The organism is Thermococcus sp. 5-4 (genome assembly GCF_002197185.1).
Lineage (GTDB): Archaea > Methanobacteriota_B > Thermococci > Thermococcales > Thermococcaceae > Thermococcus > Thermococcus radiotolerans.
Genome location: NZ_CP021848.1, coordinates 872,483 through 897,343 on the forward strand (window position 1 = coordinate 872,483; position 24,861 = coordinate 897,343).

32 protein-coding genes are annotated in these 24,861 nt (G+C 55.3%); 20 read left to right on the plus strand and 12 right to left on the minus strand.

Annotated elements, in window-relative coordinates; all coding sequences use genetic code 11:
• Window positions 1–55 precede the first annotated feature (55 nt).
• From CDI07_RS04850 to CDI07_RS04875, 6 genes are all read right to left on the minus strand, one after another.
• Window positions 56–1,042, minus strand: coding sequence for a PHB depolymerase family esterase (locus CDI07_RS04850; protein WP_168169237.1), 987 nt, complete (start codon window positions 1,040–1,042; stop codon window positions 56–58).
• Between the two features lie 50 nt (window positions 1,043–1,092).
• Complete coding sequence (locus tag CDI07_RS04855; RefSeq protein WP_088180531.1) at window positions 1,093–1,647, minus strand: DUF998 domain-containing protein; 555 nt, start codon at window positions 1,645–1,647, stop codon at window positions 1,093–1,095.
• A 50-nt stretch (window positions 1,648–1,697) separates the two neighbouring features.
• Window positions 1,698–2,861 carry a SufD family Fe-S cluster assembly protein gene (locus CDI07_RS04860; RefSeq protein ID WP_088180532.1) on the minus strand — a complete coding sequence of 388 codons (1,164 nt, stop codon included), beginning with the start codon at window positions 2,859–2,861 and terminating at the stop codon, window positions 1,698–1,700.
• Window positions 2,861–4,288 carry a Fe-S cluster assembly protein SufB gene (gene sufB / locus CDI07_RS04865; protein WP_088180533.1) on the minus strand — a complete coding sequence of 476 codons (1,428 nt, stop codon included), beginning with the start codon at window positions 4,286–4,288 and terminating at the stop codon, window positions 2,861–2,863. Before sufB ends, CDI07_RS04860 begins: the two co-directional genes overlap by 1 nt.
• On the minus strand, window positions 4,266–5,009 hold the full coding sequence (gene sufC, locus CDI07_RS04870) for a Fe-S cluster assembly ATPase SufC (RefSeq protein ID WP_088180534.1): 744 nt from the start codon (window positions 5,007–5,009) through the stop codon (window positions 4,266–4,268). Before sufC ends, sufB begins: the two co-directional genes overlap by 23 nt.
• Before the next feature lie 98 nt (window positions 5,010–5,107).
• Window positions 5,108–6,076, minus strand: a complete 969-nt coding sequence (locus tag CDI07_RS04875) for a ThiF family adenylyltransferase (protein ID WP_088180535.1) — start codon at window positions 6,074–6,076, stop codon at window positions 5,108–5,110.
• A gap of 132 nt (window positions 6,077–6,208) precedes the next feature.
• On the opposite strand from CDI07_RS04875, the gene CDI07_RS04880 reads away from it, so the two are divergent.
• Genes CDI07_RS04880 through CDI07_RS04890 form a run of 3 tightly spaced genes read left to right on the plus strand, consistent with a single transcriptional unit; the run spans window position 6,209 to window position 8,488 of the window.
• Window positions 6,209–6,769 (plus strand): nitroreductase family protein, encoded by a 561-nt coding sequence (locus CDI07_RS04880; RefSeq protein ID WP_088180536.1) that lies wholly within the window; start codon window positions 6,209–6,211, stop codon window positions 6,767–6,769.
• 57 nt (window positions 6,770–6,826) lie between these two features.
• Entirely contained in the window at window positions 6,827–8,122 is a 1,296-nt protein-coding gene (locus CDI07_RS04885) for a cytochrome c biogenesis protein CcdA (RefSeq protein ID WP_088180537.1), read from the plus strand.
• Window positions 8,123–8,134: 12 nt separating this feature from the next.
• Window positions 8,135–8,488, plus strand: coding sequence for a DUF302 domain-containing protein (locus CDI07_RS04890; protein WP_088180538.1), 354 nt, complete (start codon window positions 8,135–8,137; stop codon window positions 8,486–8,488).
• Between the two features lie 11 nt (window positions 8,489–8,499).
• Here the strand turns inward: CDI07_RS04890 and msrA are convergent, their stop codons facing one another.
• Window positions 8,500–9,516, minus strand: a complete 1,017-nt coding sequence (gene msrA / locus CDI07_RS04895) for a peptide-methionine (S)-S-oxide reductase MsrA (protein ID WP_088180539.1) — start codon at window positions 9,514–9,516, stop codon at window positions 8,500–8,502.
• Between the two features lie 188 nt (window positions 9,517–9,704).
• Here msrA and CDI07_RS04900 point away from each other — a divergent pair, with 188 nt between their 5' ends.
• The 3 genes from CDI07_RS04900 to CDI07_RS04910 are packed head-to-tail and all read left to right on the plus strand — an operon-like array spanning window position 9,705 to window position 12,787.
• Entirely contained in the window at window positions 9,705–11,417 is a 1,713-nt protein-coding gene (locus CDI07_RS04900; protein WP_088180540.1) for a 2-oxoacid:acceptor oxidoreductase subunit alpha, read from the plus strand.
• Window positions 11,414–12,289 carry a thiamine pyrophosphate-dependent enzyme gene (locus CDI07_RS04905; protein WP_088180541.1) on the plus strand — a complete coding sequence of 292 codons (876 nt, stop codon included), beginning with the start codon at window positions 11,414–11,416 and terminating at the stop codon, window positions 12,287–12,289. The genes CDI07_RS04900 and CDI07_RS04905 overlap by 4 nt, the downstream gene beginning before the upstream one ends.
• A gap of 48 nt (window positions 12,290–12,337) precedes the next feature.
• Window positions 12,338–12,787: a peroxiredoxin gene (locus tag CDI07_RS04910; protein WP_088180542.1), complete on the plus strand. Its 450-nt coding sequence runs from the start codon at window positions 12,338–12,340 to the stop codon at window positions 12,785–12,787.
• 52 nt (window positions 12,788–12,839) lie between these two features.
• Here CDI07_RS04910 and CDI07_RS04915 read toward each other — a convergent pair whose 3' ends face one another.
• Window positions 12,840–13,364, minus strand: coding sequence for a ferritin (locus CDI07_RS04915; RefSeq protein WP_088180543.1), 525 nt, complete (start codon window positions 13,362–13,364; stop codon window positions 12,840–12,842).
• A gap of 192 nt (window positions 13,365–13,556) precedes the next feature.
• On the opposite strand from CDI07_RS04915, the gene CDI07_RS04920 reads away from it, so the two are divergent.
• The 12 genes from CDI07_RS04920 (at window position 13,557) to CDI07_RS04975 (ending at window position 21,606) form a co-directional block, all read left to right on the plus strand.
• Window positions 13,557–14,168 carry a hypothetical protein gene (locus tag CDI07_RS04920; protein ID WP_088180544.1) on the plus strand — a complete coding sequence of 204 codons (612 nt, stop codon included), beginning with the start codon at window positions 13,557–13,559 and terminating at the stop codon, window positions 14,166–14,168.
• Window positions 14,169–14,262: 94 nt separating this feature from the next.
• The gene (locus tag CDI07_RS04925; RefSeq protein ID WP_088180545.1) at window positions 14,263–15,492 is read left to right on the plus strand and encodes an FprA family A-type flavoprotein; all 1,230 of its coding nucleotides are present in this window, start codon (window positions 14,263–14,265) and stop codon (window positions 15,490–15,492) included.
• A 65-nt stretch (window positions 15,493–15,557) separates the two neighbouring features.
• On the plus strand, window positions 15,558–16,103 hold the full coding sequence (locus CDI07_RS04930) for a ferritin family protein (protein ID WP_088180546.1): 546 nt from the start codon (window positions 15,558–15,560) through the stop codon (window positions 16,101–16,103).
• An 11-nt stretch (window positions 16,104–16,114) separates the two neighbouring features.
• On the plus strand, window positions 16,115–17,200 hold the full coding sequence (locus tag CDI07_RS04935; RefSeq protein WP_088180547.1) for an NAD(P)/FAD-dependent oxidoreductase: 1,086 nt from the start codon (window positions 16,115–16,117) through the stop codon (window positions 17,198–17,200).
• An 87-nt stretch (window positions 17,201–17,287) separates the two neighbouring features.
• Window positions 17,288–17,803 (plus strand): rubrerythrin family protein, encoded by a 516-nt coding sequence (locus tag CDI07_RS04940; RefSeq protein ID WP_088180548.1) that lies wholly within the window; start codon window positions 17,288–17,290, stop codon window positions 17,801–17,803.
• 79 nt (window positions 17,804–17,882) lie between these two features.
• Entirely contained in the window at window positions 17,883–18,044 is a 162-nt protein-coding gene (gene rd, locus CDI07_RS04945; protein WP_088180549.1) for a rubredoxin, read from the plus strand.
• Between the two features lie 10 nt (window positions 18,045–18,054).
• Window positions 18,055–18,402: a class II SORL domain-containing protein gene (locus CDI07_RS04950; RefSeq protein ID WP_088180550.1), complete on the plus strand. Its 348-nt coding sequence runs from the start codon at window positions 18,055–18,057 to the stop codon at window positions 18,400–18,402.
• An 82-nt stretch (window positions 18,403–18,484) separates the two neighbouring features.
• Window positions 18,485–19,156, plus strand: a complete 672-nt coding sequence (locus CDI07_RS04955) for a hypothetical protein (RefSeq protein WP_145954977.1) — start codon at window positions 18,485–18,487, stop codon at window positions 19,154–19,156.
• Window positions 19,157–19,188: 32 nt separating this feature from the next.
• Window positions 19,189–19,548 carry an iron-sulfur cluster assembly protein gene (locus CDI07_RS04960; protein WP_088180552.1) on the plus strand — a complete coding sequence of 120 codons (360 nt, stop codon included), beginning with the start codon at window positions 19,189–19,191 and terminating at the stop codon, window positions 19,546–19,548.
• Window positions 19,549–19,551: 3 nt separating this feature from the next.
• Window positions 19,552–19,902 carry an iron-sulfur cluster assembly protein gene (locus tag CDI07_RS04965; RefSeq protein ID WP_088180553.1) on the plus strand — a complete coding sequence of 117 codons (351 nt, stop codon included), beginning with the start codon at window positions 19,552–19,554 and terminating at the stop codon, window positions 19,900–19,902.
• 3 nt (window positions 19,903–19,905) lie between these two features.
• Window positions 19,906–20,430: a ferritin family protein gene (locus tag CDI07_RS04970; RefSeq protein WP_088180554.1), complete on the plus strand. Its 525-nt coding sequence runs from the start codon at window positions 19,906–19,908 to the stop codon at window positions 20,428–20,430.
• Between the two features lie 126 nt (window positions 20,431–20,556).
• Window positions 20,557–21,606 carry a DUF835 domain-containing protein gene (locus CDI07_RS04975; protein ID WP_088180555.1) on the plus strand — a complete coding sequence of 350 codons (1,050 nt, stop codon included), beginning with the start codon at window positions 20,557–20,559 and terminating at the stop codon, window positions 21,604–21,606.
• A gap of 5 nt (window positions 21,607–21,611) precedes the next feature.
• Here the strand turns inward: CDI07_RS04975 and CDI07_RS04980 are convergent, their stop codons facing one another.
• The 3 genes from CDI07_RS04980 to dps all read right to left on the minus strand — a co-directional run bounded on the left by CDI07_RS04980 (window position 21,612) and on the right by dps (window position 23,079).
• Complete coding sequence (locus CDI07_RS04980) at window positions 21,612–22,061, minus strand: ferritin family protein (RefSeq protein ID WP_226996617.1); 450 nt, start codon at window positions 22,059–22,061, stop codon at window positions 21,612–21,614.
• A gap of 120 nt (window positions 22,062–22,181) precedes the next feature.
• Entirely contained in the window at window positions 22,182–22,484 is a 303-nt protein-coding gene (locus tag CDI07_RS04985) for a ferritin family protein (protein ID WP_088180557.1), read from the minus strand.
• 43 nt (window positions 22,485–22,527) lie between these two features.
• Entirely contained in the window at window positions 22,528–23,079 is a 552-nt protein-coding gene (dps, locus tag CDI07_RS04990; RefSeq protein WP_088180558.1) for a DNA protection during starvation protein, read from the minus strand.
• 103 nt (window positions 23,080–23,182) lie between these two features.
• On the opposite strand from dps, the gene CDI07_RS04995 reads away from it, so the two are divergent.
• Together CDI07_RS04995 and CDI07_RS05000 are read left to right on the plus strand one after the other, a co-directional pair.
• Window positions 23,183–23,560 carry a Fur family transcriptional regulator gene (locus CDI07_RS04995; protein WP_088180559.1) on the plus strand — a complete coding sequence of 126 codons (378 nt, stop codon included), beginning with the start codon at window positions 23,183–23,185 and terminating at the stop codon, window positions 23,558–23,560.
• A gap of 117 nt (window positions 23,561–23,677) precedes the next feature.
• Window positions 23,678–24,328, plus strand: a complete 651-nt coding sequence (locus CDI07_RS05000; protein ID WP_088180560.1) for a hypothetical protein — start codon at window positions 23,678–23,680, stop codon at window positions 24,326–24,328.
• Between the two features lie 30 nt (window positions 24,329–24,358).
• On the opposite strand, the gene CDI07_RS05005 is transcribed toward CDI07_RS05000, so the two are convergent.
• Window positions 24,359–24,838 carry a ferritin family protein gene (locus CDI07_RS05005; RefSeq protein WP_088180561.1) on the minus strand — a complete coding sequence of 160 codons (480 nt, stop codon included), beginning with the start codon at window positions 24,836–24,838 and terminating at the stop codon, window positions 24,359–24,361.
• Window positions 24,839–24,861: the final 23 nt, after the last annotated feature.

Below are 24,861 nucleotides of genomic sequence, written 5' to 3' on the forward strand. Positions count from 1 at the left end.
TGAACACCTGCTTACATACTGGGTGTGGAAAAAGGCCGTATAACTTTTTGGGAGCTCAGCCGTTCCTCCGGTGGGCACTGAGGAACTCCCAGATGATTTCGTTGGCGTCCATGTCCCTGCTCGTCCTCCCGATGATGCTCTGGGGGAGGTACTGGTAGCCGCCCGGCCACGTGTGCCCTCCGCCCTCGATACCGTAGAGGACGACCTCAGCCTCATCGGTGCAGTTCGAGTACCTCTCGACCCAGACGCGCGTTCCATCTTCGGGGTCGATGTCCGGAAGGTATTCCCTCTCGTGCATTACAGTGCAGCCGTTTCTGACCGCCCAGTACCCAACGGTTTTCTCGATGGAAACGACCCGCCCAAGCTTAACCGGCCCGAAGTGGAGCTCACCGCCGTTCCAGGGGACTAGGGGGTCGTCAGTTCCAAGTATCATCAGAATAGGGAGGGGGCTATCGGAGGGGCAGTCGTTGTAGAGGTTCTCGGACATGGAGACGCCGACGACCGCCACCGCCGCCAGCCTTTCGGGAATCTCGCAGGCGAGCCTGTAGGTCATCAGCCCGCCGTTCGACATCCCGGTAACGTAAATCCTGCTCCCGTTCACGCCGTATTTCGTCACGAACAGGTCGATGAGCGCCGATATAAACGCAACGTCGTTTATGTTCTCCCTCTGCGCGCGATAGCGCGATAGGTTCCGGCCGTCGTTCCAGTGCCTCTCTATGCCGTCCGGGTAGACCACGACAAAGCGCTCCCTGTCGGCCAGGATATTAAGGCCTCCCCTTGTAAGGCGCTCCATGTCAAAGCCGGTTCCACCGCCCCCATGGAGGGCTATCAGAAGGGGCAGATGCTCGTCCTCTGAAAAATTCGGGGGAAAATGGACTATGTACGTCCGCTCCAGCCCGTCGACGAGGATGGAGCCCCTCACATCGCCGGGATACGGCCGGTGACTCTTGAGAAAAGATATGTATCCAGCAACTCCAATCAGCAGAAGAAGGCCCACCACAATGACCAGAACGCTCCTCCGGTGATTCAGCATACGGCTCATCATTAAATGTTGAACCTCGGGATATATGAGGCTTTTCTTTTCCCATCGAATCACTGGCCAAGCCCTGGTGCGCAATCCCGCATCCTAACCGAGACGATGACGGTGAAGGCCATTATCAGCGCTATCTCGTAGGTCTCTATCAGCGCCACCGACGGCCAGCTTATGAAGGTTCCCAGCACCGCCAGAGCGAAGAGAATCCCAGAACCGTAGCGGATAACTCTATCCTCTGAACCCGCGCCGTAGACCAGCGCTCCCAGAAAGAACTGGACGAAGAAGTACGTCGAGACGAATCCGTGCGGCCTCGTTCCGCCGGGAAAAACACCGATGAGTGCAAGGAATATCGCGGAGATGCTGACGTATGCCCCACCCACCGTCCCGAGCTTGTTCCCTGCAGCGAGGATCAGGCAGAGCGAGAAGGCGAACACAAACACCGCGGTGATAATCAGGCCGTAGTTGTATATCCACGGAGACGTTGCCCCACCGGCCCCGAGGTCGCTGAGGGCGTTTTCAAAGAACGAGAACCACGGGTTTCGGCTTATGCTCCAGGCAACGAAGAGCCAGTACACTATCCCGCCGGCTATTCCGGAGTACTTGAGGTATTTCATCATGATGGCGGTTAGACGTTAGGAAAAATAAAGGTTCCGAAAAAGGAACCTCAGAGCAGCCCCTCTATGAGCTCTCCGACGTTTCCCCTGGCCTTGCCGCGGAGCCTTTCGAGGTGACTGCTGAGAGCTTCCCCTATGCCGTGGACGAAGAGGCTCATCGCCTCGTCACTGTCGAGCCCCCTCGACCGGAGGTAGAAGAGGGCGTCCTCATCGAACTGCCTCACCGCCGAGGAGTGGAAGGCCGACTCGATTTCGCCGGTGTCTACCTCAAGCATCGGCACGCTGACGCCGAGTGAACCCTCGTCCATTATGGTTATCTGTGACACGACGCCGCTCGACGAGTTCCTGGCGCTCTCAAAGACCTTGGCAACTCCCCTGTGGACCGTCCAGCCGTTCTCGTAGGAGAACCCGTGAACCCTCGTCTCGCTCACCGTTTTTTCTCCGTACTGGAGGACGTTGGTGAGGTAGTCCACGGTCCTTCCGATGGCTATCGGCATGCCCCTGAGTATCAGCTCGCTCCCTTTACCCTCAAGGGAGTAGTCCTCGCGGTGGTGGCTCATCTCCCCGGCGCTTATGGCGGTAAAGGCCCTGACCTTAGCCCCCTCCCCGAGGCTCGCCCTGAGGAGGTAGTGCGAAAGGCCCTTGTGCCTTCCAACGGTCAGAACCTCAAGCTCGGAGTTCCTGGCCTTAAGCTCGACCACGAGGGACTTCGTCCCATCCTCGGCCATGTCGTAGATTATTATTGGAGCTTTAACGTTCTCGGCCTCGATGCTGATGTGGTGGCTGATGAAGGCTTTGCTTGAGAGGTGGGAGACTATAACCAAGGGCTCCACCAGATCCCCGGTAATCCTCAGCCTGTACGCTTTCCCGAAGGCGTAGAAGTGGAAGCCGAGGATTCTCGACTCTTCGGGCTGGGAAAGGCCCAGCGTTCCCTCGCTCAGCTCAACCCCCGCCGGAAGGTTGAACTCCGCCCCGCTTCCCGATAAAACGACGTGCCCCTTTATCGGAACGTCCCCGGCTTCCGCCTCGGTTGGAAGCCTGAGCGGGGAGTTCTCCTCGAAGAGCTTCCACTTGGTGTAGCTCTTAATCGTCGGGCTGTCGCCGTACTTCTGGTAGGTGAGCCTCTCAAGGGCCTCGCGGGTGATTGAAGGAAACGTGAGGTGCTCTTTAGAGAGTCCTTTAGGACGCTCTTTAGAGAGCTCGTTAGAGCGCATCAGCCAACACCCCCAACCTCGCTGAACTCCAGCTCTATGACCTTCTTGAGGACCTCCACGTACTCGAATGGCAGGCCTTCGAGGATTTCGTTGATGAAGCCAAGAACTATGAGGCTCTTCGCCTCCTCCTCGCTTATGCCCCTCTGGTTCATGTAGAAGAGCTTGTCCTCGCCGAGTTTTCCGGTCGTCGCCTCGTGGATTATGCTCGCGCTCGGCTCGTCGCTCTGGTTGTGCGGATAGGTGTAGGCCTTGCTCTCCTCGTCGAGGATTAACGAGTCACACGAGACCGTGGCAGTGGAGTTCCTAGCACCCTTGAGAATCCTCACCAGCCCGCGGTAGATGTTTATTCCGCCGTTGGCGCTTATGCTCTTGGAGACTATCTTCGAGCTGGTGTTTGGAGCCAGATGCCAGGTTTTTGCCCCGGTGTCCTTCATGAAGGGGCCGTTGCTCAGCGAGACGACGTACTGAGCGGTTCTAGCTCCCTCGCCCTTCAGGACGCTCGACGGATAGGTGTAGGTTATCTGACTGCCGATGCTGCCCTCTATCCACTCGACGTAGGCGTTCTCCTCTATGATGGCGCGCTTGTTGTTGAAGTTGATGACGTTCCTGCTCCAGTCCTGTATAGTGGTGAACTTGACGGTGGCGTTTTTGTGGGCGTATATCTCGACCATGCCGTCGTGGAAGGAGAAGCCCTTGTACATCGGCGCGCTGCAGCCCTCTATGAAGTGGATGTAGCTTCCCTCGTCGGCGACAAGAAGCGTGTGCTCGAACTGTCCCTCTAAGGCCGAGCCTATGACGAAGAACGCCTCGACCGGGAAGGGGATTCTGACGCCTTTCGGCACGTAAACGAAGACTCCACCGCTCCAGAGGGCGTGGTGTAAGGCGGAAAACTTGTGCTCTCTCGCCGGAAAGACCCTGCCGAAGTACTTCTTCATAAGGTCGGGGTACTTCTGAACCGCCTCCTCCATGGGAAGCATTATGATTCCCATCTTCTCGAACTCGGCCTTGAGGTTGGAGTAGACGCTCTCGCTGTCGAAGACTGCCGTCAGGCCGGAGAGGAACTTCTTCTCTATCTCCGGGATGTTCAGGCGCTCGAAGGTTCTCCTGATGTTCTCGGGCAGGTCGTCCCAGTCTTTAACCTCATTGCCTATCTCCGGCTTGGAATACAGGGTGAGGCTCTCAAGGTCTAGCTCCTCAACACCGACGACCCATTTTGGCATCGGGAGCTTGTGGAACAGCTCAAGGGCCTTGAGGCGGTGCCTGAGCATCCACTCCGGCTCGTTCTTTATCCTCGAGAGCTCCTCGACCATGTCCCTCGTGAGTTCCCCCTTGAGCTCTATCTCCTTGGGGTACGGGACGGCGGTACCGAGGATCTCCTCAAGGGAGCCCGCCTTGAGTATCTCTTCAAGCCTTGACTGCTGTGCCATTATCACCCACCGCCGCGAAACCCTTTTCCTCTATGAGCTTTACAAGCTCCATTCCGCCGGAAACCACCAGCTTTCCGTCCTTCAGCACGTGCACCCTCTGGGGGTTCAAATACTCTAAGATTCTTCCGTAGTGGGTGATGAGAAGTATCGCCGTCCCCTCGCTGTGCAGCTTGGCTATAACCCCCGCGATGACCTTGAGGGAATCAACGTCCACACCGCTGTCCGGTTCGTCCAGAATGAGCAGCTTGGGCTTCACGAGATAAGCTTGAAGCATCTCAAGCTTCTTCCTCTCACCGCCGGAGAAGCCGACGTTGAGCTCCCTGGAGAGGATTGAACTGTCAAAACCGAGCTCCTCCACCGCCTGGAAAATCCTGTCATAGGCCTCAACCTCGTCTATCCCCCGTAGGTTCTTCAGCGTCCTCTGGAGGAAGTTGATAACCTTGACGCCCTCGACCTCAACCGGGTGCTGGAAGCTGAGGAAGATGCCCTTCCTGGCCCTCTCCTCGGGCTTTGCACTGGTTATGTCCTCTCCTCCAAACAGTATCCTTCCCTCGGTAACGCTGTACCTTGGATGTCCGGCTATCGTTAAAGCCAGCGTGGACTTTCCGCTCCCGTTTGGTCCCATGACGATGTGAAGCTCTCCATCTCCTATCTCCAGGTTAAGTCCCCGGAGAATTTCCCTGTCCGCAACCGTAACGTGAAGATTTTCCGCCTTAAGCATAAGCATCACCACCTTTCTTTACTCATTTCTGGGTAGAAAGGCACATCTTTAAAACCTTTCTCCACAAATATGGGTAAAAAGATTCATGTAAAGGGACGTCAACCCCCGAGGTAGCGGGCGAAGAAGCTTTTGGCTTCTTTCTCGTCCTTAGCACCGCGGATTGCCATCCTACCAGTTCTGAACACCAATATCTCGGTGCAACCGTCCTCGAACTGAATAAACTGGCTTGTCTTCAGATACTCGATGCCCAGCCTCTCGAGTCTCTCCGCGAACTCATCGAGGTTTATGGTCATGGGCTCCGGGGGCGTTATCCATATGGAACCGTCGCACATGCGCTCGATCTTTATCTTCTTTTCAAGGAACGTGAGTTCATTCCTCACACAGGCGGGGCAGTCCTCGCTTCTCGGTATCTTAATCCTCTCGAAGTCCATGTTTTTGAGGTCGAAGAAGAACAGCTCACTCTCGACCTCCTCACCGAGCAGAATCTTTGCCGCCAGGGCAACGGCCAGCGATGCCGCGAAGCTCGGAACGTAGCTCATTATTCCCGCTATCGCACAGGTCGGCAGGGGTCTCTCCGGGAGCCTGGGCATCAGGCAGCGGAAGCAGGCGGTTTTACCGGGGATTATCGGCATTATGTTGCCGTAGGTTGCCAGAACACCCACGTAAATCCAGGGCTTTCCGGTCTTTATCGCGTAGTCGTTCACAACCTGCCTCGTGTAGATGTTGTCCGTTCCGTCGATTATGAGGTCCGCCTCGTCGAGAAGGCTCACCGTTCCGGGGTTCAGGTCTTCGAAGTGCCCGATGACTCCAAACCGCTCCTTCAGAACCTCGACCTTCGGCTTTCCGACGTCCTCTCTGGCATATATCGCCCTGGGAAGGTCACTCTCGTCCACAAAGTCCCTGTCGATAACGATTATCCTTCCAACGCCGAGCTTGTGCAGGAAGTAAACCTCCCAGCTTCCCAGTGCACCCGCCCCAACTACCACAACGGTGCTCTCGCCCAGCTTCCTCTGCCCATCGATTCCTATGATCGGAAAGTGCCTCGAAAAGTCAATCCCGAGCCCCATACCCTCACCATTGGGAACTTCTAAAGCCCTCAAAAAAGGCTTTTGAAAACCAAAAGTTCTGGACAGTTCTGGGAAATACCAAAGCTGGGAAACTGTATTAAACGCCCCCATGAAAACTCTACAGGTGATGGCATGGAGCTTTTTGACCTCCTGAGAAAGAGGCGTAGCATCAGAAGATTTCAGAAGAAACCCGTTCCGCGTGAACTCGTGGAGAGGCTCCTCGAGGCGGCTTTCCTATCACCGAGTTCATTCAACAGGAGGCCCTGGCACTTCATAGTCGTCGATGACCGGGAGAAACTCAAGGCCCTCTCAAAGGCCAAGCTCGGCGCCTCAGGTCTGGCAACGGCACCCCTGGCGATAGTCGTGACCGCAGACGAAAGCCGGAGCGACGTCTGGGTTGAGGACGCGAGCATAGCGGCCGAGCACATCCAGCTGGCCGCGTTCGACCTCGGACTGAGCTCCTTCTGGGTGCAGATAAGGAACAGGATTCACGATGAAGGCAAACCCGCCGAGGACTACGTGAGGGGACTGCTCGGAATACCGTCGAACTACCGCGTTCTCTGCATAATAGGCGTCGGCTATCCCGCGGAGAAAAAGCCTCCCCACGGAGATGAGGTTTTCGAGTGGGAGAAGGTAAGCCACAACTCCTTCGGGCAGCCTTGGAAAAAGCCAGGAGACAGTTCCGTCCAGTGAAAAAAGCTTCAGAAAAAGTTTTTTAAGCCCCGCTGGTACTTTTTTCAGGTGAACAGGGTGCGAAGAGCACTTTTCGGTGCAATGGTACTGCTACTCTTCGCCGGCCTCGTGAGTGCAGGCACAACAAAATACGGCAACCTTGAGTTTCACGACGTCACGACCGATAAGGAACTCCGGGAGCTGGTCTCCTCGAACGAGGGGAGGTACTTCTTCGTCTTCTACCACTCCGAGAGCTGTCCGGCATGCAACTACATGAAAACGAGCGTCTTCCCAACGGTCACCGCCGAAGAGGCACTCAACGGGTTTGTGCTCGTTTCAGTGGACGTTTACAAAGGCCGCTCGATAACGACGCTCCGGTATAAAGTTTACAGCCCGGTGATAGTCATCCAGCCGGAGAACGCCGGTTACTACAGGCCCAAAACTCCCGGAGAAGAGATAAGCGTCGGTGTCCCGGGAACGCCAACCATGGTCGTTTTCAAGGCCGTTAACAGGACTATGGTTCTGAAGGGAGTGGCCGTAGGAGCTCTGAACCCCGATGGGCTGGCTTACTTCCTAGAAAAGGCCACGGAGGAACCCCAAACCGCCACCCAGCCCAGTGAACAGAAGTCCCCGACGGAGGACGTTTCGGGAACCTCCGACGGAAGGAGCAACCTCAGCCTGGCCGTGCTCCTGCCGATATTCTCCGCCGGGATCGTCAGCGTCTTCTCGCCCTGTGTGTTGCCGGTCATAGTCGGAACACTCTCCCTGACCTTCGCGAGGAGGAAGGTTGAGGCGATAATAGCCGGAATGGTGGCTTCATTTGCCCTGCTCGGTGCCCTCGTCGGCAGCCTCGGCGGCTACGCCTCCCAGATACAGGGGGCGCTCTACCTCATCGGCGGGGTCGGCTTCGTGGTCATCGGCGCGAGCTTCGTGAGCGAGAGGGTAAGCACGAGGATGGAAAGGCTGCTGAGCTTCTCGGCCACGGACAGGGTAGCCCCAAAGAGGGGCATAGCCTACGACTTCGCCCTCGGTTCGGCGTTGGGTGCAACATGGCTAGGGTGCATTGCCCCCTACGTCGGCTTCGCGGTGATAACAGCTGCTCTGAGCGGAGATACGCTGAGCGGGGTCATCGTCATGGGGACCTACGGCCTCGGAATGGGCCTCACCGTTTACCTGCTGACGGCATCGAAAGACCTCGGTGAGTGGGTTAACAGGAAGTTCCTCTCCGGAAGGCTCTCCCTGAGCGGAAATGGCAAGGCAAGGTGGGAGCAAGCCCTCGGAGTGATTCTAATCCTGCTCGGCCTGCTGATGCTGACCGAGCTCACACCGCTCAAACTCTGGAGTTCCCTCTTTGAATCGCTCTCACAGCTCTGAGGAGGTGGTTTGATGTACAGGTACAGGAGGAAACTCAGCCTGGGCCTCAAGGAGGCCGAGGAGAAGTTTAAGGCAAAGTTGGAGGAGAAGGGCTACAAGGTTGTTCTTGAGTTTACCCCGAGCGACGTCGTCAAGTCCAAGGTCGGCGTCGATATGGAGCCTTACAGAATTCTCTGGGTCTGCAACCCCAAGATATTCTACGAGATGACCAAGGAGGACTACGAGATAGGCTCCTTCGCCCCGTGCCCGGTGCTCTTCTATCGGAAGGACGGCGAGACCTACGTCGCCATAAACACCACCGACGACGTGCTGGAGATCATCAAGGAGCCCCTTGAGGTCGTCAGGGGAGTCATTGAGGAGCTCTGAGCCCCTCTTTTTTATTTGAAAAGTCCCTCGTAGGCTATGTAGCCGTGCCTTCTCAGTTCTTCCCCGGGTATGAACCTCAGCGAGGCCGAGTTTATGCAGTACCGCTTTCCAGTCCCCGTTGGCTCCTCAAAGACGTGGCCGAGGTGAGAACCGGCGAAGCGGCTTCTAACCTCCCTCCCGCAGAGGAAGCCCTCGCACTCCTCGGCTTCAACTATCGCCCACTCCTCAAGGGGCTTGGTGAAGCTCGGCCATCCCGTTCCTGAGTCGAACTTGTCGAGGGAGCTGAAGAGCGGCTCACCGGACACTATATCGACGTAGATGCCCTCCTCGTGATTGTCCCAGTACTCGTTCCGGAAGGGCGGCTCGGTTGCTCCGAGCTGTGTGACCGCGTACTGGAGAGGCGTCAGCAGTTTCCTAAGCTCTGAATCGGCCGGCTTTCTCCAGCCGAGCCAGTAGCGCTCCCTCTCCGGGAACAGGCGGAAGTGTCTGTTCTCCTCCCAGACGGCCTTTATGAAGCCGAGCCTCCCGGAGTATGTCTTGTAGCGCCTGTAATGTTCGGGGAAGCTGAGGTAGTAGCCCTGGTGATACTTCTCCGCCGGATAGAACTCCTTGGCCGGCAGTATCTCCGTCGCTATAGGTTCATCGAAGATTCGCGAAAGCTCAAGCCTCCTCCTGGACTCCTCAGCAAGGGTTTTCTGCTCGTCGTTCAGGTAGAAAATCGCCGTCCTGTACTGCTCGCCCCTGTCGGCGAACTGGCCGTACGGGTCGGTCGGGTCTATGTTTTTCCAGAAGACCTCCAAAAGCCTCTCGTAGGAAATCTTTGAGGGGTCGTAGATGACCTTGACAGCCTCGCGGTGGCCGGTCTCTCCAGTCGAGACAAGCTCGTAGGTCGGGTTCTCGACCCAGCCGCCGGTGTAGCCAGCTATTGCCCCAATCACCCCCGGCAGTCTCTCGAAGGCCTCCTCGAGGCACCAGAAGCAGCCACCGGCGAAGACCGCCACCTCAGGTTCGGAATCGTTACCTGCCATTCCTTATCTCCAACCCAGCTTGGGCGAAAACATTTATATAGTTTTGCACACTACTACCTATCGGTGATTATAAGTGGACAAAATTGTCCCAAAATCTGCCCGAAAGGGTTTTCGTTTTGTGCTCGAACTTCTGGAGAGGCTGGTGAACGTGGAGCCAGCCGAAAGGGCGATCCCGGGAGTGGTGCCGCATGGCCGAGTTCCGTGGTGAGGTTTCCATAGTTCTCGGCGGAGCGGCCGGGCAGGGAATCCAGACCGTTGAAGGGATTCTGACGTACGCGCTAAAGCGCTCGGGCTATCACGTCTATGCCAACAAGGAGTATATGTCCCGCGTGAGGGGCGGGATAAACACCACCGAGATAAGGGTCTCCTCAAGGCGCGTCAGGGCCTTCGTGAAGAGAATAGATATCCTCGTCCCCTTCAAGCAGGGCGTTCTGAGCTGGGTCGCGGACAGGATTTCAGACACTACCGTCGTCCTCGGAGAGAGGGAGAACGTCGAGGAGAGCTTTCTTGACAGAATGAACCTCGTCGAGGTGCCGCTAACCAAGATGGCCCTCGAAACGGGGAGCCAGCTCTACCTCAACACGACCGCGGCAGGCCTGATAGTCGGCCTCTTCCATGGCGACTTTAACGCCATCGAGGAGTACATAAGGAAGCGCTTCGGGAGCAAAGGAGAGAACGTCGTGAACAAGAACATCGAGGCGGCGAGGAAAGGTTACGAGCTGGGGGTTAGGCTCTGCGAGGAAGGGACGATAAGGGTCGAGATTGAGAGGGACGAGAAAGTTAAGGGAGAAATCCTCCTCAGCGGGACCGAAGCGGTAGGAATAGGTGCTTTAGCCGGAGGCATGAACTTCCTCAGCTTCTACCCGATGAGTCCTTCAACGGGCGTTTCGACCTTCGCGGCACAGCACGCAGAGGAGTTCGGGATAATCGTCGAGCAGGTCGAGGACGAGATTTCGGCGATAAACATGGCTCTCGGAGCGTGGTTCGCCGGGGCCAGGGCCATGGTGAGCACCTCGGGCGGCGGTTTCGCGCTGATGAGCGAGGCGCTGAGCCTGGCGGGAATGGCGGAGAACCCGATAGTGATACACCTCGCCCAGAGGCCCGGCCCTGCAACGGGCCTGCCGACGAGAACTATGCAGGGCGACCTAAACCTCGTCCTCTACGCCGCCCACGGCGACTTTCCGAGGATAATCCTCGCGCCCGGCAGTATGGAGGAAGCTTTCCACCTCAGCGCCGAGGCCTTCAACCTGGCGGACAGGTATCAGGTTCCGGTCATAATACTCACCGACCAGTACTTCGTGGACACTTACTACAACCTGCCGAAGCCCGAGCTGGGGAAGGTGAGGTTCGAGAGGCACATCGTCGAGGCAAGGCCCGGCTACAGGAGATACGAGCTTACGGAAGACGGGATATCGCCCAGAGCGGTTCCGGGCTACGGTGAGGAGGTTGTGGTGGCCAACGGCAACGAACACGACGAGTGGGGGGACATAACGGAAGACGCCGAGCTTACGAGAAAGATGCAGGAGAAAAGGGCCAAACTAAAGCTCGAAACGATAAGAAAGAACGCGCCCCTGCCGAGGCTCTTCGGAAGTGAAAAAGCCAGATACCTCGTGGTTTCGTGGGGCTCAACGCTTCATGTCGTTGAGGAGGCCATAGAGAAGCTCGGGAGAGACGATGTGGCCCTGCTCCACTTCAGCTGGGTCTACCCGCTCAACCCGGAGACAAAGCGGTTCTTCGAGGGCAAAACGGTAATCATCGTCGAGAACAACATCACCGGCCAGTTTGCCGACCTTCTGAGAAAGGAGCTGGACGTTGAGGTTCACCACAGGGTTCTGAAGTACGACGGGAGGCCGTTCTCGGTGGAAGAGGTTTTTGATGCCCTGAAGGGGGTGATAGAATGAATCTGCCCACCGGCAGGGAGGCCTTTGAACCCAGAAGGCCGGGAAGCGAGGATGTCGCCTGGTGTCCCGGCTGCGGCAACTTCGGCATAAGGGAGGTACTCATCTCAGCTTTGGCAGAACTCGGACTGAGGCCAAGCGAGGTGGCGATAATCAGCGGTATCGGTCAGGCCGCAAAGATGCCCCACTATATCAACGCCAACGGCTACCACACGCTCCACGGCAGGGCGATACCCATAGCGACGGGCGTTAAGGCGGCAAACCCGGAACTGACGGTCATAGCCGAGGGCGGAGACGGCGACATGTATGCTGAAGGCGGCAACCACCTGCTCCACGCGATAAGGAGGAACCCGGACATAACGGTTCTCATCCACGACAACCAGATATACGGCCTCACGAAGGGACAGGCGTCACCGACCACGATGGTTGGAATGAAAACCCCGACCCAGCCGTGGGGAGTCTTTGAGGAGCCCTTCAACCCAGTTGCTTTGGCCATAGCCATGAACGCCTCCTTCGTGGCCAGAACCTTCATGGGCTACTTCAGGGAGAGCGTCGAGATAATCAAGAAGGCGATCCGGCACAAGGGCCTGGCCATAGTCGACGTCCTCCACCCGTGCGTCAGCTTCAACAGGGTGAACACCTACGCCTGGTACAGGGAGCACACCTACTGGATGGAGGATGGCCCCCTCGAGAGGGAGGAGGCCTTCAGGCGCGCGATAGAAACCGACCCGCTCCCGCTGGGAATCTTCTACGTCAACGAGAGGCCGACATTTGAGGAGAGCGTTCCGGCCTACAGAACCGATAAAAGGCCCCTGTGGAAGCGCGAACCGAAGCTCGACCTAGTTGAGAAGTTCTTTGAGAGTAAGAGGCTCTAAGGGAACCTTTCATTTTTTCCAATTTGAGAGCACTGGAGGTGTGTCCTTATGGAGATTGGAGAATACGCCCCGGATTTCGTTCTGAAGGACCAGAGCGGAGAGGATTTCAGACTGAGCGATTTCAGGGGAAAGAAGGTTCTGCTGTCCTTCCACCCGCTTGCTTGGACGGGGATATGCGAGAAGCAGATGAAGGCCATTGAGGAAAACCACGAACGCTTTGAGGGGCTGAACGTCGTCCCCGTCGGGATAAGCGTCGACGCTGTGCCGAGCAAGAAGGCCTGGGCCGATCACATCGGCCTCAAGAAGCTCAGGATTCTGAGCGATTTCTGGCCGCATGGAGCGGTTTCGAAGCTCTACGGCCTGTTCCGCGAAAAGGAGGGCTTTTCAGAGAGGGCAAACGTCCTCATAGACGAAGACGGAAAGGTTCTCTTCTTCAAGGTCTACCCGATAAGGGAAGTGCCCGACCTGGAGGAGATTTTCGAACTCCTGAGGGCGTGAGCGCCCTTTTCATATTTTGCCAGAAGACGAAAGAAACATAAAAGGGAGGGAATCACTGACCGGCCTGTAGAAGAAGCGCCCTGAGCTTCGGCGCTCTCTGGCCGAGCTCCCTGTCGAGCATGAAGAGTCCCTGAGGGTTGTCGCCGATTATCTTCAGCTTGTCCACTATGGCCTTGGCGGTGGCCTCCTCCTCCACCTGCTCCTCGACGAACCACTGGAGGAACTGGTAGGTGGCGCGGTCCTTCTCCTCCTCGGCTATGTCCACGAGCTTGTATATCGACTCGGTAACGCCGACCTCGTGGAGGTAAACCGCCTCAAAGGCCTTCAGCGGGCTTTCGAACTCCTGTTTGGGCTTCTCTATCTTTCCGAGCTCCACTTTCCCGCCGCGGTCGAATATGTAATCGTATATCCTCATCGCATGACCCAGCTCTTCCTCGGCCTGGGCCTCCATCCAGGTTGCAAAACCATCGAAGCCGTTCTCCTTGAAGTAGGCCGCTATCCCAAGGTAGAAGTAGGCGGAGAAGATTTCCTTCGTCACCTGCTCGTTGAGGGCCTTCAACATTTTTTCACTCAGCATTCGCATCACCATTCATATTTGAAACTCAAACCTTTTAAGTTTATCCTTTGAACCGGATTTTTCAAGCCAGGTTTTATTCCCGAAGTGTTAGGTGCATAGAATATTGTTAGGAAAACCAAAAAGGTTTTATTTCCGGACTTCATTACACAAAACCGATAATAAACCCACAGAAATGGGTAGGGAGGTGACGGTATGGCCAAGACGACCTTCGAGGAGGAGATCTATCTTAGGGCCTTAACCGGAAGGCTGGTTGGTAAGGCTTTGGCAGATCTCGGCCTCAACAAGGTCGCCGTCGTTGCCAGCAGGAACGTGATATGCTCCAGCATCGCGACCGCGACCGAGGCAACCTTTCTGACCCTCAGCGGCGGCGTCACCTACCACTTCCTCGCCGAGAAGGGCAAGGAAAGCGAGCTCGCCGAGCGCGTCAAGGCCTTCGCTCCACAGGTTACGGTCCTTCAGTTCGGCGGTGAGACGCCCATCGAGGAGACCAAGGAGATATTCGTAGAGACTCTCAGACAGTTCGCCGAGAAGGACGTTCCGGGGGCGTTCGTCGTCCACGTCAGGATTTTCGCGGCCGGAGGGCTCGGTGAGGCCCTCAAAGACGAGAAGGTAAGGGAGTACCTGGGCAAGAAGGACCTCTTCGTCTACACCGTCGGCTTCGACGAGGGCAAGGTCTACGTCAACAGGATAACCCTCAACGGCGAGGAGATAGAGCTCGAAAAGCTCGCGGAGTACCAGGTCACGCTGGAGCACGCCGACCTGCTCAACCGCTCCCTGAAGGACAGGAGCGTCACCTTCGCCTGACCCTTTCAAATTTTAACCTACCCAGTTCTGTCCTTAACTTTTTGGTCAAGAAAGGCTTTTTATCCCTCCGCACCAAATAGGTTCGGTGATAGAAATGCCCGATGTGAAAGTTGAGAAGATTCTCGACGATCCGGAGCTGTACATAATCCGGGTCGACGATGACAGGATAAGGTACTTCGAGGCCACTTGGGACATCCCCGAGGGGATAACCTACAACGCTTACCTGATGAAGCTCGATGGTGCGACTGTTCTCTTCGACCTGAGCAAGCGGGAATACACAGACCTCTTCATGGAGGCCCTTGGAAAGCTGGTTGACCCAAAAGAAATAACCCACGTCGTAATCCACCACACCGAGCCCGACCACACCGGGGCCCTGCCGGCCTTTCTTGAGGCCAACGGATACAATGCCAAGCTCATAGGCACGAGCTTCGCGAAGCGCTTCCTGGAGGGCTTCTACGGTGAGAAAGTCGTTGAGAACTTTCACACGATCAAAGACGGCGAGGAGATGAGCATAGGGGGCAAGACGTTCCGCTTCATAACCGTTCCCTGGCTCCACTGGCCGGACACTATGATAACCTACGTGGTTGAGGACAGGCTCATATTTAGCTGCGACGCCGGGGGAGGCTACGGGATTCCGGAAAGGATAGACGACAGCGACGAGGAGGTCGTTCAGCGCTACCTGCCTCACGTGACGAAGTACATAGTGACCGTCATAGGCCACTACCACAAGTACATCGTCCAGAACATCAAGAAGCTCAAGGGGCTTGGCATAGTGGGAGAGGCCAGGATGATACTTCCAGGCCACGGGCTCATATGGAGGAAGAACCCGGCCAGGATATTCGAGCATTACGAGGCAGTCGGGGCTGGAAAGGTCACGAAGGGCAAGGTTCTGGTGCTCTACGACTCCATGTATGGCTTCGTTGAGAGGAGAATGGAGATAGTCCTCGACGAGCTGAGGAAGAACGGACTGAACCCGGTCGTTTACCGGTTCACGGACAAGGAGGCCCCTGCGGTGAGCGACATACTGGGTGAGGTCCCGGACAGCGAGGCGATAATCATCGGCGCCTCGACCTACGAGGCCGAGATACACCCGCGCATAAGGTACGCCCTCTACGAGATAGTGGACAAGGCCAACTACGAGAAGCCCGTTCTCATCGTCGGAGCCTTCGGCTGGGCGGGAGTTGCCGGCAAGAAGATTGAGACCTTGATAACGCGCAGCAAGTTCGACCACGTTGACACCGTCGAGAGCCGCGGTATGCCGAGGCCGGAGGACGAGGAGCGTCTCCGGGAGGGCGTAAGAAAACTTGTGACGTGGATCTCGTGAGGGGCTTTCCTTTTTTTCCACCCATAGGGGTTTAAATACTTCAATGTGAAACATGAAAAATGGTGATGCAGATGGAAGATATTCTTGACAAACTTGCCAGACTCTCCCCCAAGGAGATACTGGGGTATGCCCTGGCCTCGGAAGACGATGCGAGGGAACTTTACGAACACTTGGCTTCAAAGAGTGGATCTCTACTCGGCGAGTTCTTTGGAGATTTAGCCAAGGCGGAAGAGAGCCACAAGAGAATACTCCTCAAGTTGTACGAGGGGCTCTTCGGGGACACGGACTATCCCGTTCCCCAAGACATACCCTTCGCGGAAACGACTGTGAAGATAGACACCGTCGGGAATCTCATAGAGGCTACAAGGATAGCCCTAGAAAACGAGAGAAACGCCGAAAGAATCTATTCGCACCTCGCGGATATGTTCCCCGAACAGAGGGGCATATTCAAGTTTCTGGCAGCCCAGGAAAAGGCGCACTATGCCGCAATAAAGAGTCACGTGGAGTACCTCGAAGAGATCACCCAGGGAGAGCCCGAATATATAAACGCCCCCGTTGACTACGTGGTGAACCAGCTGGAGCTCTACCTTACACCACACACTAGGCCGTGAGGTCTGGAATTGTGAAAGTCGTTATCGTTGGGAACGGACCCGGCGGGGTCGAGCTGGCCAGGCGCCTGGCCGGGGAGTTTGACGTAACACTCGTGGAAAAGGAAAGCATCCCCCATTACTCCAAGCCCATGCTGAGCCACTACATAGCGGGCTTTATCCCCGAGGAGAAGCTCTTCCCCTATTCCCGGCAATGGTACGAGGAGAAAGGAATAAATCTCCTCCTGGGAACTGAGGCAAAGCTCATTGACAGACTGCGAAGGGTTCTCGTGACGAGCGATGGAGAGGTGTCCTACGATGCCCTCGTCATAGCGACCGGAGCAAGGGCCAGAGAGCCCTCGATTCCTGGAAGGGAGCACGTTCTAACGCTCAGAACCCTCAACGACGCGAAGCTGATAAAGGGGCGCCTTGAGGAGGAAGGCGAGATAACCATCCCCGGCGGGGGCTTCATAGCCCTCGAACTGGCCGGGGACCTGGCCATGGCCGGCCATAGGGTCCGGCTGGTCCACAGAGGGAGAACCATTCTCGGCCTTGACGAGGAGCTGAGCGGGATTATAATGGAGAGGCTCGAAGGGGCGGGCGTTGAGTTCCATCTGGACACGAACGCCCTTGGGGCTGACGAGGAGGGTCTGAAAACCGACAAAGGCTACATCAGGGGCAGGCTGAAGGTCTGCGCCTTCGGGATAGTGCCAAACAAAGAGCTGGCCATGAGAAGTGGCATCCACGCCGGCAGGGGGATACTCATAGACGACCGCTTCAGAACCTCCGCGCGGGATGTCTACGCGATAGGCGACTGCGCCGAGCACGGCGGCGTCGTTGGGGGAACGGCAAAGGTCGCAGTGGGGCAGGCGAAGGTTCTCTCCAACCTCCTGAGGGGTGTTGAGGATCGCTACGACTTCTCCTTCAGGTCGGCCTTCTTCAAGTTCGCCGACTTCAGCGTGGCGGTTATCGGAAAAACGAAGGGTTCCGGGAGCTGGCTTAGTGAGGATACGAAGGTCTTCCATGAGGAGGGAAGGCCCGTCGGGGCCGTTGTCCTAGGTAACGCGAAGAAAGCGTTCAGGCTCGAAAAAGCCATTAAAGAGGGACTGCCTATTGACTGAAGTGCAGGTTTCCTCAAACCTTTGGTTTGGAAAATCGTTATATACTCCCGCCCCGAGGTATTATAGAAGATATCTGGAGGGTAACGGATGGTAGTGGAAAGAAAAATGACCCGGAAGTTTCTGGAGGATGCCTTCGCCGGCGAGAGCATGGCCCACATGAAGTACCTGATTTTTGCCGAACAGGCCGAGAAGGAGGGTTTCCCGAACATAGCCAAGCTTTTCAGGGCTATCGCCCACGCGGAGTTCATTCACGCGAAGAACCACTTCATCGCGCTAGGACACCTCGGGAAGACCCCAGAGAACCTGCAGACAGGCATAGACGGCGAGACCTACGAGGTCGAGGAGATGTACCCGGTCTTCAAGAACACCGCCGAGTTCCAGGGGGAGAAGGACGCCGTGAGGACCACCCACTACGCCCTGGAAGCGGAGAAGATACACGCCGAGCTGTACGCCGAGGCCAAGGAAAAGGCCGAGAGCGGAACGGATATTGATGTAAAGAAGGTCTACATCTGCCCGGTCTGCGGATACACCGCCGTTGACGAGGCGCCCGAATACTGTCCAGTATGCGGTGCCCCCAGGGACAAGTTCGTGGTCTTTGAGTGAACCTTTCGCTTTTCCGTTTCTCAAGTTTGAGGCGCAAACCTTATAAGGGCGGGCTAATAACATTAGGGTGGTGAAAGAAATGGCCAAATGGAAGTGTATAGTCTGTGGCTACATCTACGATGAGGATGAGGGTGACGAGGACGCCGGAATAGCCCCGGGAACCAAGTTTGAAGACCTCCCCGAGGACTGGGTCTGCCCGCTCTGCGGTGCGCCCAAGGACATGTTTGAAAAAATAGAGTGAGGTGGTTGAGATGCTTAGCAGAACCATAAAGAGTGGAGACTGGAAGGGGGAGAAGCACGTCCCCGTTATAGAGTACGAGAAGGAGGGCGACCTCGTCAAGGTCGAGGTCAGCGTCGGCAAGGAGATACCGCACCCGAACACACCGGAGCATCACATCGCCTGGATAGAGCTCTACTTCCACCCAGAGGGAGAGAACTTCCCGATCCTCGTCGGCAGGGTTGCCTTCACCAACCACGGCGACCCGCTGACCGAGCCGAGGGCGGTGTTCTTCTTCAAGACGAGCAAGAAGGGCAAGCTCTACGCCCTGAGCTACTGCAACATCCACGGCCTCTGGGAGAACGAGGTCACGCTTGAGTGATTTTTCTGCCCCAACCCCCTCTTTTTTGATATCCCGCCTGAGTAACATCCGGAAGGTTTATCTAGGTTGAAGATGACTTTAGATGTATCAATGGTTGGATGCCGGAAAAATGAGGGAACTTTGGTACGATTTAATAATGAGCATTAGTGGTGCTCTGATTCTCGTTGGCATTGTCCTTACATGGATGGTACGCAGGAAGATAGAGCGCGTTACTGGTGAATCGCGGACATCGTCCGCCCTACTGCTTATCGGAGGGCTACTCACGTCGCTGGGTTTCTCCCTTAGTGTGCTAAACGGACGGAACATGAGCCAGACCATGCTCACGCTGATTCTCGTTGGTCCCGCCATGATAGGCTACGCCCTCTACGACATGGGGTTCCAGGGTGTGAGCGTGAGGCTGCTCCTCCAGAGTGCGGTTCTGCTGCTCAGCCTTCTGGGGGCGGGGCATTACTCCACGGTGGCTGTTGACATAGCGTACGTGGGGCCGTTTCTGGCGGTTCTGCTTCTGATGAACTCCCAGATAATAGTGACAGAGGGAAACAGAAGGCGGCTCCTGGTGGTGGCCTCCTGGATGATGGTGCTGTTCTCGTGGACACGCTACCTGCTGGACGACACCTCGGGAGTGCTCAAGGCGCTCATCGTTGTCCCGTACTTTATCTCAGTCGTCGTGTGGGTGATGGTGCTAATATCAATGTACCTCTCGGTCTCCCCGGACTACCTTCCTCTACCCAGAAGTGGCCAGGAAGGCTTATAACCGGACATGAGAAAGGCCACTTGGTGAGAAAAATGAAGGTTTACATGCCGGGCAGGGAGTGGCCGGAGCACTACAGGGCTGTGCTTGAGGAGCTGGCGAACATAACCGACCCAGTCACAGGAGGGGACATCCTAGACTCTGGCGTCGTTGCGGGCCTGGAGGTCGGGGAGGACACGCTCAAGGTCTGGCTCAACTTCGAGAGTCACGCGGAGTACAACATAACCGGTGCGAGTGCCATAGCCTATTCAAAGATAATCGGGGACATAATCGAGCGCTTCGCCCTCGTGAAGTTCCAGAACGTTTACGTCTACGACCTCAAGAACAACCCCGTTGGAGTTTTCGAGAACAAGAAGGGCTACACCATAGAGGACATCAGCACCGAGAGGGTCTGAGATTTGGGCCTCTTTAACTTTCTCAAACCTCAAAAAACGCCAAAACGACGCCCCAGGGAGGACCTCCCTCCGGAAGTCTCCGAGGTCGTCAGAATCCTGGAGAGAGTAAAGGACCCCGAAACAGAGCTGAACATCGTGGAGGAGGGTCTTCTCTACGGCTTGACTGTAAAGGAAGGGAACGTTGAGGTTTTTCTCCTGATGGCCCGCTCAACGCCGGAGTGCCACGCCTGTCAGATGCTCGCCGTGAACGTTCAAAGCAAGATTTTGAAAGACATAGTCTCCGTTCTGAGGCAGGAAGGGTTTAATAAGATAAAGGTTTACAATGAGATTGGACTGTTGCTAGCGGAGGGATGATTTATGGTTCCACCTGAACTTGATGAGGGACTCTCCATCGAGAGGGTCAAGGACTTCTCCCTTGAGGAGCTTCTTGGCATGGCCATAAAGGCCGAGATAGGGGCGAGGAAGTTCTACGAAAGCCTTGCCGATAGGATAGAGATTGAAACTCTGAAGGAAAAGATAGAGTGGCTCGCCGGCGAGGAGGGCAAGCACGAGGCTCTGCTCAGGAAGATGTACACGTCAATGTTCCCCGGAAAGGAGGTCGTATATCCCGCGGAGCACATAGGGCCGGAGCTCAAGCCCGTTGCCCGCGAACTTCAGGGCGTTCAGGACATCGTGGACCTCATACGCTGGGCCATGAGAGCGGAGGAAATCGCCGCCCACTTCTACGAGGAGATCGAGAAAATGGTTGACAGCGAGGACAGGAAGAGGCTCATGCGCTACCTCAGCGACATGGAGAAGGGCCACTACTACACCCTGAGGGCCGAGTACGAACTCCTCCTCGACTGGGAGATGTACAGCCAGATGATGCACGTTGGACCTTGAGTACTCCTCTTCTTTGTCTTGATTTTTGAATGCCTTCGTGTTTCCACTACATGGATAGAATGAAATACTCCGGACGGAAAGCTTATAAACACGCCACACAATGGCAGTAAAAAGCGAGGGATTCAAATGACAGTGAACCTCGAACTCTTCATAGTTTCTATTAAACTCGGCATGACCCTCGTATTCCTGAGAGCGTTCATTAAGAGCCAACGAAAATCCGCCCTTCTTCTTTCCCTCGGATGGATGACAAGCGCCACACTACCTGCAGGGGTTCCGAGCTTTCATGGAATACACATGGAGTCAGTTTTAATTGGCATATCCACATCCTTCACACTCCTGGGTATACTATTCCTAGTGGAAGAGGAAACTGGAAGGAAATCTCCCCTTGCTATGCACGTGACCCTTCCCATAATCCCCTCCGCATACGGCGTCCTTGAAGCACTGACAACTCAGAGCTGCGCCAGCACCTATGTAGTCTCCGGAGTTCTGCTCTTAATTGGGGGCGGGGTTCTCATAGAGTTTCTCTCTAGATACTATCATGGAAAGGCCAAACTTTTTGGTATGGCTATTCTTCTGTCAGGGATAGCAAGCATGATGTATCCATTGGCCTATTTCAACGGCTTTATTTCGGACGATGTAGTCGTGTACTTGGCAGCTTCTCTGGCTCTTCTAACAGCCTACGCATACTATGAGGTTATATACAGCAAACGGTTCTTAGCTGTGGAAAAGATCCGGTCAGAGGACAGCTTATCGAATGTTGACATCCCAGCGGGGGTACGAATATTATCATCCAAGGATCTCCGAGAGATTAGTCCCCGGCTCGAGGGATTCCCCGTACTCGCATTTCTAAGGAGTATCGAGCCAAAGAATGGATGGATAACCTACTGGATAAGGACCATCGAAGGACATAACACCATCCCCCCAACGTCTCTCTACAAAATAACCCAACTCGTCTCTCAGTATTTCCATGAGATGAAGACCGTGGAGAAGCAGGGAATTGTAATAGTCGAAGCCCCAGAATTTCTAAGGCTGTACAATGATTTTAAGGGCGTTCTGAAGATGCTCTCAGCACTCAGGGACATGGCAGTCTTGTTCAATGGCACGCTGATCATCGTCACGGAGAAAGATGTCTGGAAAAAAGAGGAGTGGACCCTATTAATCAGGACACTCCAATAATGGGCTCACTCCTTATATTTCGCTATGAGCTCCGCCAGAATCCTGTGGTGCTCCTTCTCGTTCTCAACAAGCGCCTCCGCAAGGCCCTTGAACAGCGGATGTGTCATCTTCTCGGCCATTTTCTGGTAGGTCTCGATCATGTCCTTCTCGATGTCAAGGTGCATCTCAGCGAAGCGCTTAACCAGGGCCTTCTGCTCCGGTGCGAGCTCGACATCCTTGACCTCGGATACAGGGCCCTCCCCGGCGAGCTTCTCCAGCTCCTTCTGGGCATCGAGGATGGCCTTCATCAGGTGTTTGTGGATTATCGTGTCAACGGCTATCCTTCCAACGACTTCCTCGACCTTCGTGTACCTGAGTCCCTGGCCTCTCACGAGGGCGAGACCATCGGTATAGCTCGCGGCGGCCTTCTTTTCAGTTTCGTACGCCCTCTTAACAAGGGGTTCAACCATGCACATCACCAGAACTATATGAACATCGAACCTTAATAACGTTTTTCATTGAGCGCAACGGTACATTAACCCACTGCCTAGTGCACGAGAATCGAAGGAAAGGAATGGAAAAGGGGAAGGAAAAGGTCACAGTTCGACCTTTATGCCGGTCTCTTCCTCAACCTCGTCGAAGCCCTCCCTCATGTACCTGAGGAGCTCGGGGTCAACTTCGAGGAGGGCCGCCAAAAACTCTCCGACGTGCTCCTTTTCCTCGTTGGCAACGTCGTAGAATATGTGCTTTATCCTTTCATCCTCAATAAGCTCGGCCAGCTGCTCGTAGAAGCTTATGGCATCGAGCTCGGCTTCGATGGCCCAGCGCAGGGCCTGGGCTATTTCCTTCTTTGAGAGGGGCTTCTCCCTCCCAAGAAGGTAGGGTTTTTCGGCTAGCATGGTATCACCACGGCATAATACGTCCCGACGTTAATAACCCTTTTCACCTCAGGAATTTCGAAACGAAGGGGCTCTCTCCGGGCTTGGTTCTCCTGAAGTGACCGCTCGGCTTGCCCGTGAGGAGCTCCTCGAACCAGGCCTCGTGCTCGATCTCCTCGTGGAGTATGGCTAAGGCTAAGTCGTAGGTCCTCGGGTCCTTTCCGAAGGTGTACTTGCATATCTCGGTGTAAACACCGACCGCACAGCGCTCCGCTTCCAGGAGAACCTTGAGGATGTTCTCAACGGTCGGTTCCTCTGGCAGGTATGCGTCGCGGCACCAGGCCATCTTGGAGAAGTCAACGATGTCCCTCGGGAGCTCACCACCAAGCTCGTATATCCTCGGAACGAGGGCCTCGAAGTGGTTCCTGTCTTCGAGGCGGGCGTCCTCGACTATCTCCTTTATCGTTTCGCCTTCCATACCTGCCGCGTGGTTCCTCAGAACCGTGTAGTAGTAATAGGTCGTAAACTCCGCGGCCGCGGCCCTAAGGAGCATGTCCAGGAGTTTTTCCACGTCTATTCCGGCTTTCTCAACAAGTCTTCGGTTGTGTTCAGACATAGTTTTCACCATAGACTGTTGGCGTTCCTACTTAATAAAGCTTTCTATTTAGAAGTAACTTCTAATTAGAAAGACTTATAAGCCTGACCGTGTAGGTTAAACCATGTGGAAGGAAAAAGCCATCGAACGGCTCAAGGAGAGCGGATACAAGCTCACGCCCCAGAGACTCAAACTGGTGGAGATACTCGATAGAATCGGGGACGAACATCCCTCTCTCAAGGATATCCTCGGTGAAATCAAGGCGGAGTTTCCGACCATGAGCTTTTCCACGCTTTACTCCAACGTCCTGACGCTGAGAGAGCTCGGCCTGCTCGAACTCTTCTCCCTGGACGGGGAAACAAGGGTGGAGCTCAACACGGAGCCGCACATCAACCTGATAAGCGGCGGCAAGGTTATCGACTTCAACGACCCCGAGATAATCGAAAGGATACGGGAGAAAACAGGTCGGAACGTTAAGCTCGTTAACGTTTTGGTGGAATGAAGACAGATACAAAGGCCGCATTAGTCATCTTTCCATTTCTTAGAAGCGGGTAGAGATAGTTCTCTGGCAAAATCTTTTATAGTACCGTTTCTCTAACATTATAAAGGATGTGATATTATGAAAGTTCTAGTTCTCTCCACCTTGCACCAGTTCCACGGCCACGTGGATTACTACACCTATGAAGACCTGGCACATATAATTTTGAGTTTTTCACCGGACGTTCTTGCCGTTGAACTGAGGCCTTCCGACGTTGAAGGCAGGGTGCCACAGAAGATAAAGCAGGAGTACCAGAAAAGCGTTTATCCCCTGATTGACAAACTGAAGTGTGAAGTCATCCCACTCGAACCACCCGAGCCGAAGTACTCTGAACTGCTACAGATAGCGAGGGAATCAATGGAGAACCTCCAGAAAAACAATCCGGAGGCTCTGGAGCATTTCAAGCTCTACGTGGAGGCTTTGTACGAGGTGCTTTTCCAGTGGTGGAGTTCAGTTCTTGACGTTAACTCTTACGAGACGGACCGCCATTTTGAGATCAAGCGCAAATACCAGAACTCGTTATTCGGTGATAAAGAGAGCATAGCATGGGAAAAATGGAACCAGCATTTCCTGGAACAGATCCTCAAGGCAAATGAAGGGAGGAAGGATGGCAAAATGCTGGTCTTGGTTGGAGCGGAGCACTCGTACTGGCTGCGCAGGGAGCTTCGTAAAAGGCATGATGTTCAATTATTGGAAGCACCCGAAGTTCTGCCCGATATTATGGGACTCTGAAGTTTACGCCCCTGCAATGGAGAGTAGGATTCAGTCCACCTCGAGGCTGAAGTCCTGGTAGTCCATCCAGATGCCGGTCTTCATCACCGAATCGTACTGGGCCTTCAGGAGCTCGTAGTGGCCCTTCTCAACCTTTGCCAGCTCCTCAAACACGCGCCTGACGTCCTCGTGTTCGGCCTCCTTCGCGGCCCTTTCGTAGAACTCCCAGGTCTTCCTTTCCTGCTCCATTCCTATCCTTACGGCGTCCACCTCGCTCAGCTTCCTTTCGTCGGCCTCCACCAGGAGGCTCTCAAGGGCAGCCCTGTCGACCGCGGGGAGTTCGCATTTCTCTATGAGCTTCTCGACGAACTTTTCCTCGAACAGCTCCCAGTGGTCTGCCTCTTCGTTTGCCAGAAACAGAAACATTCTCCTAGCCCGTTCGTCGCCGGCCTTTTTCGCCAGCCTTATATAGAACTTCAACTCAGCCTTCTCGACTTCGAGGGCCAGGGCCAAAGCCTGGAGTTCGTTCATGCTATCACCAAAACGTTTTAGGT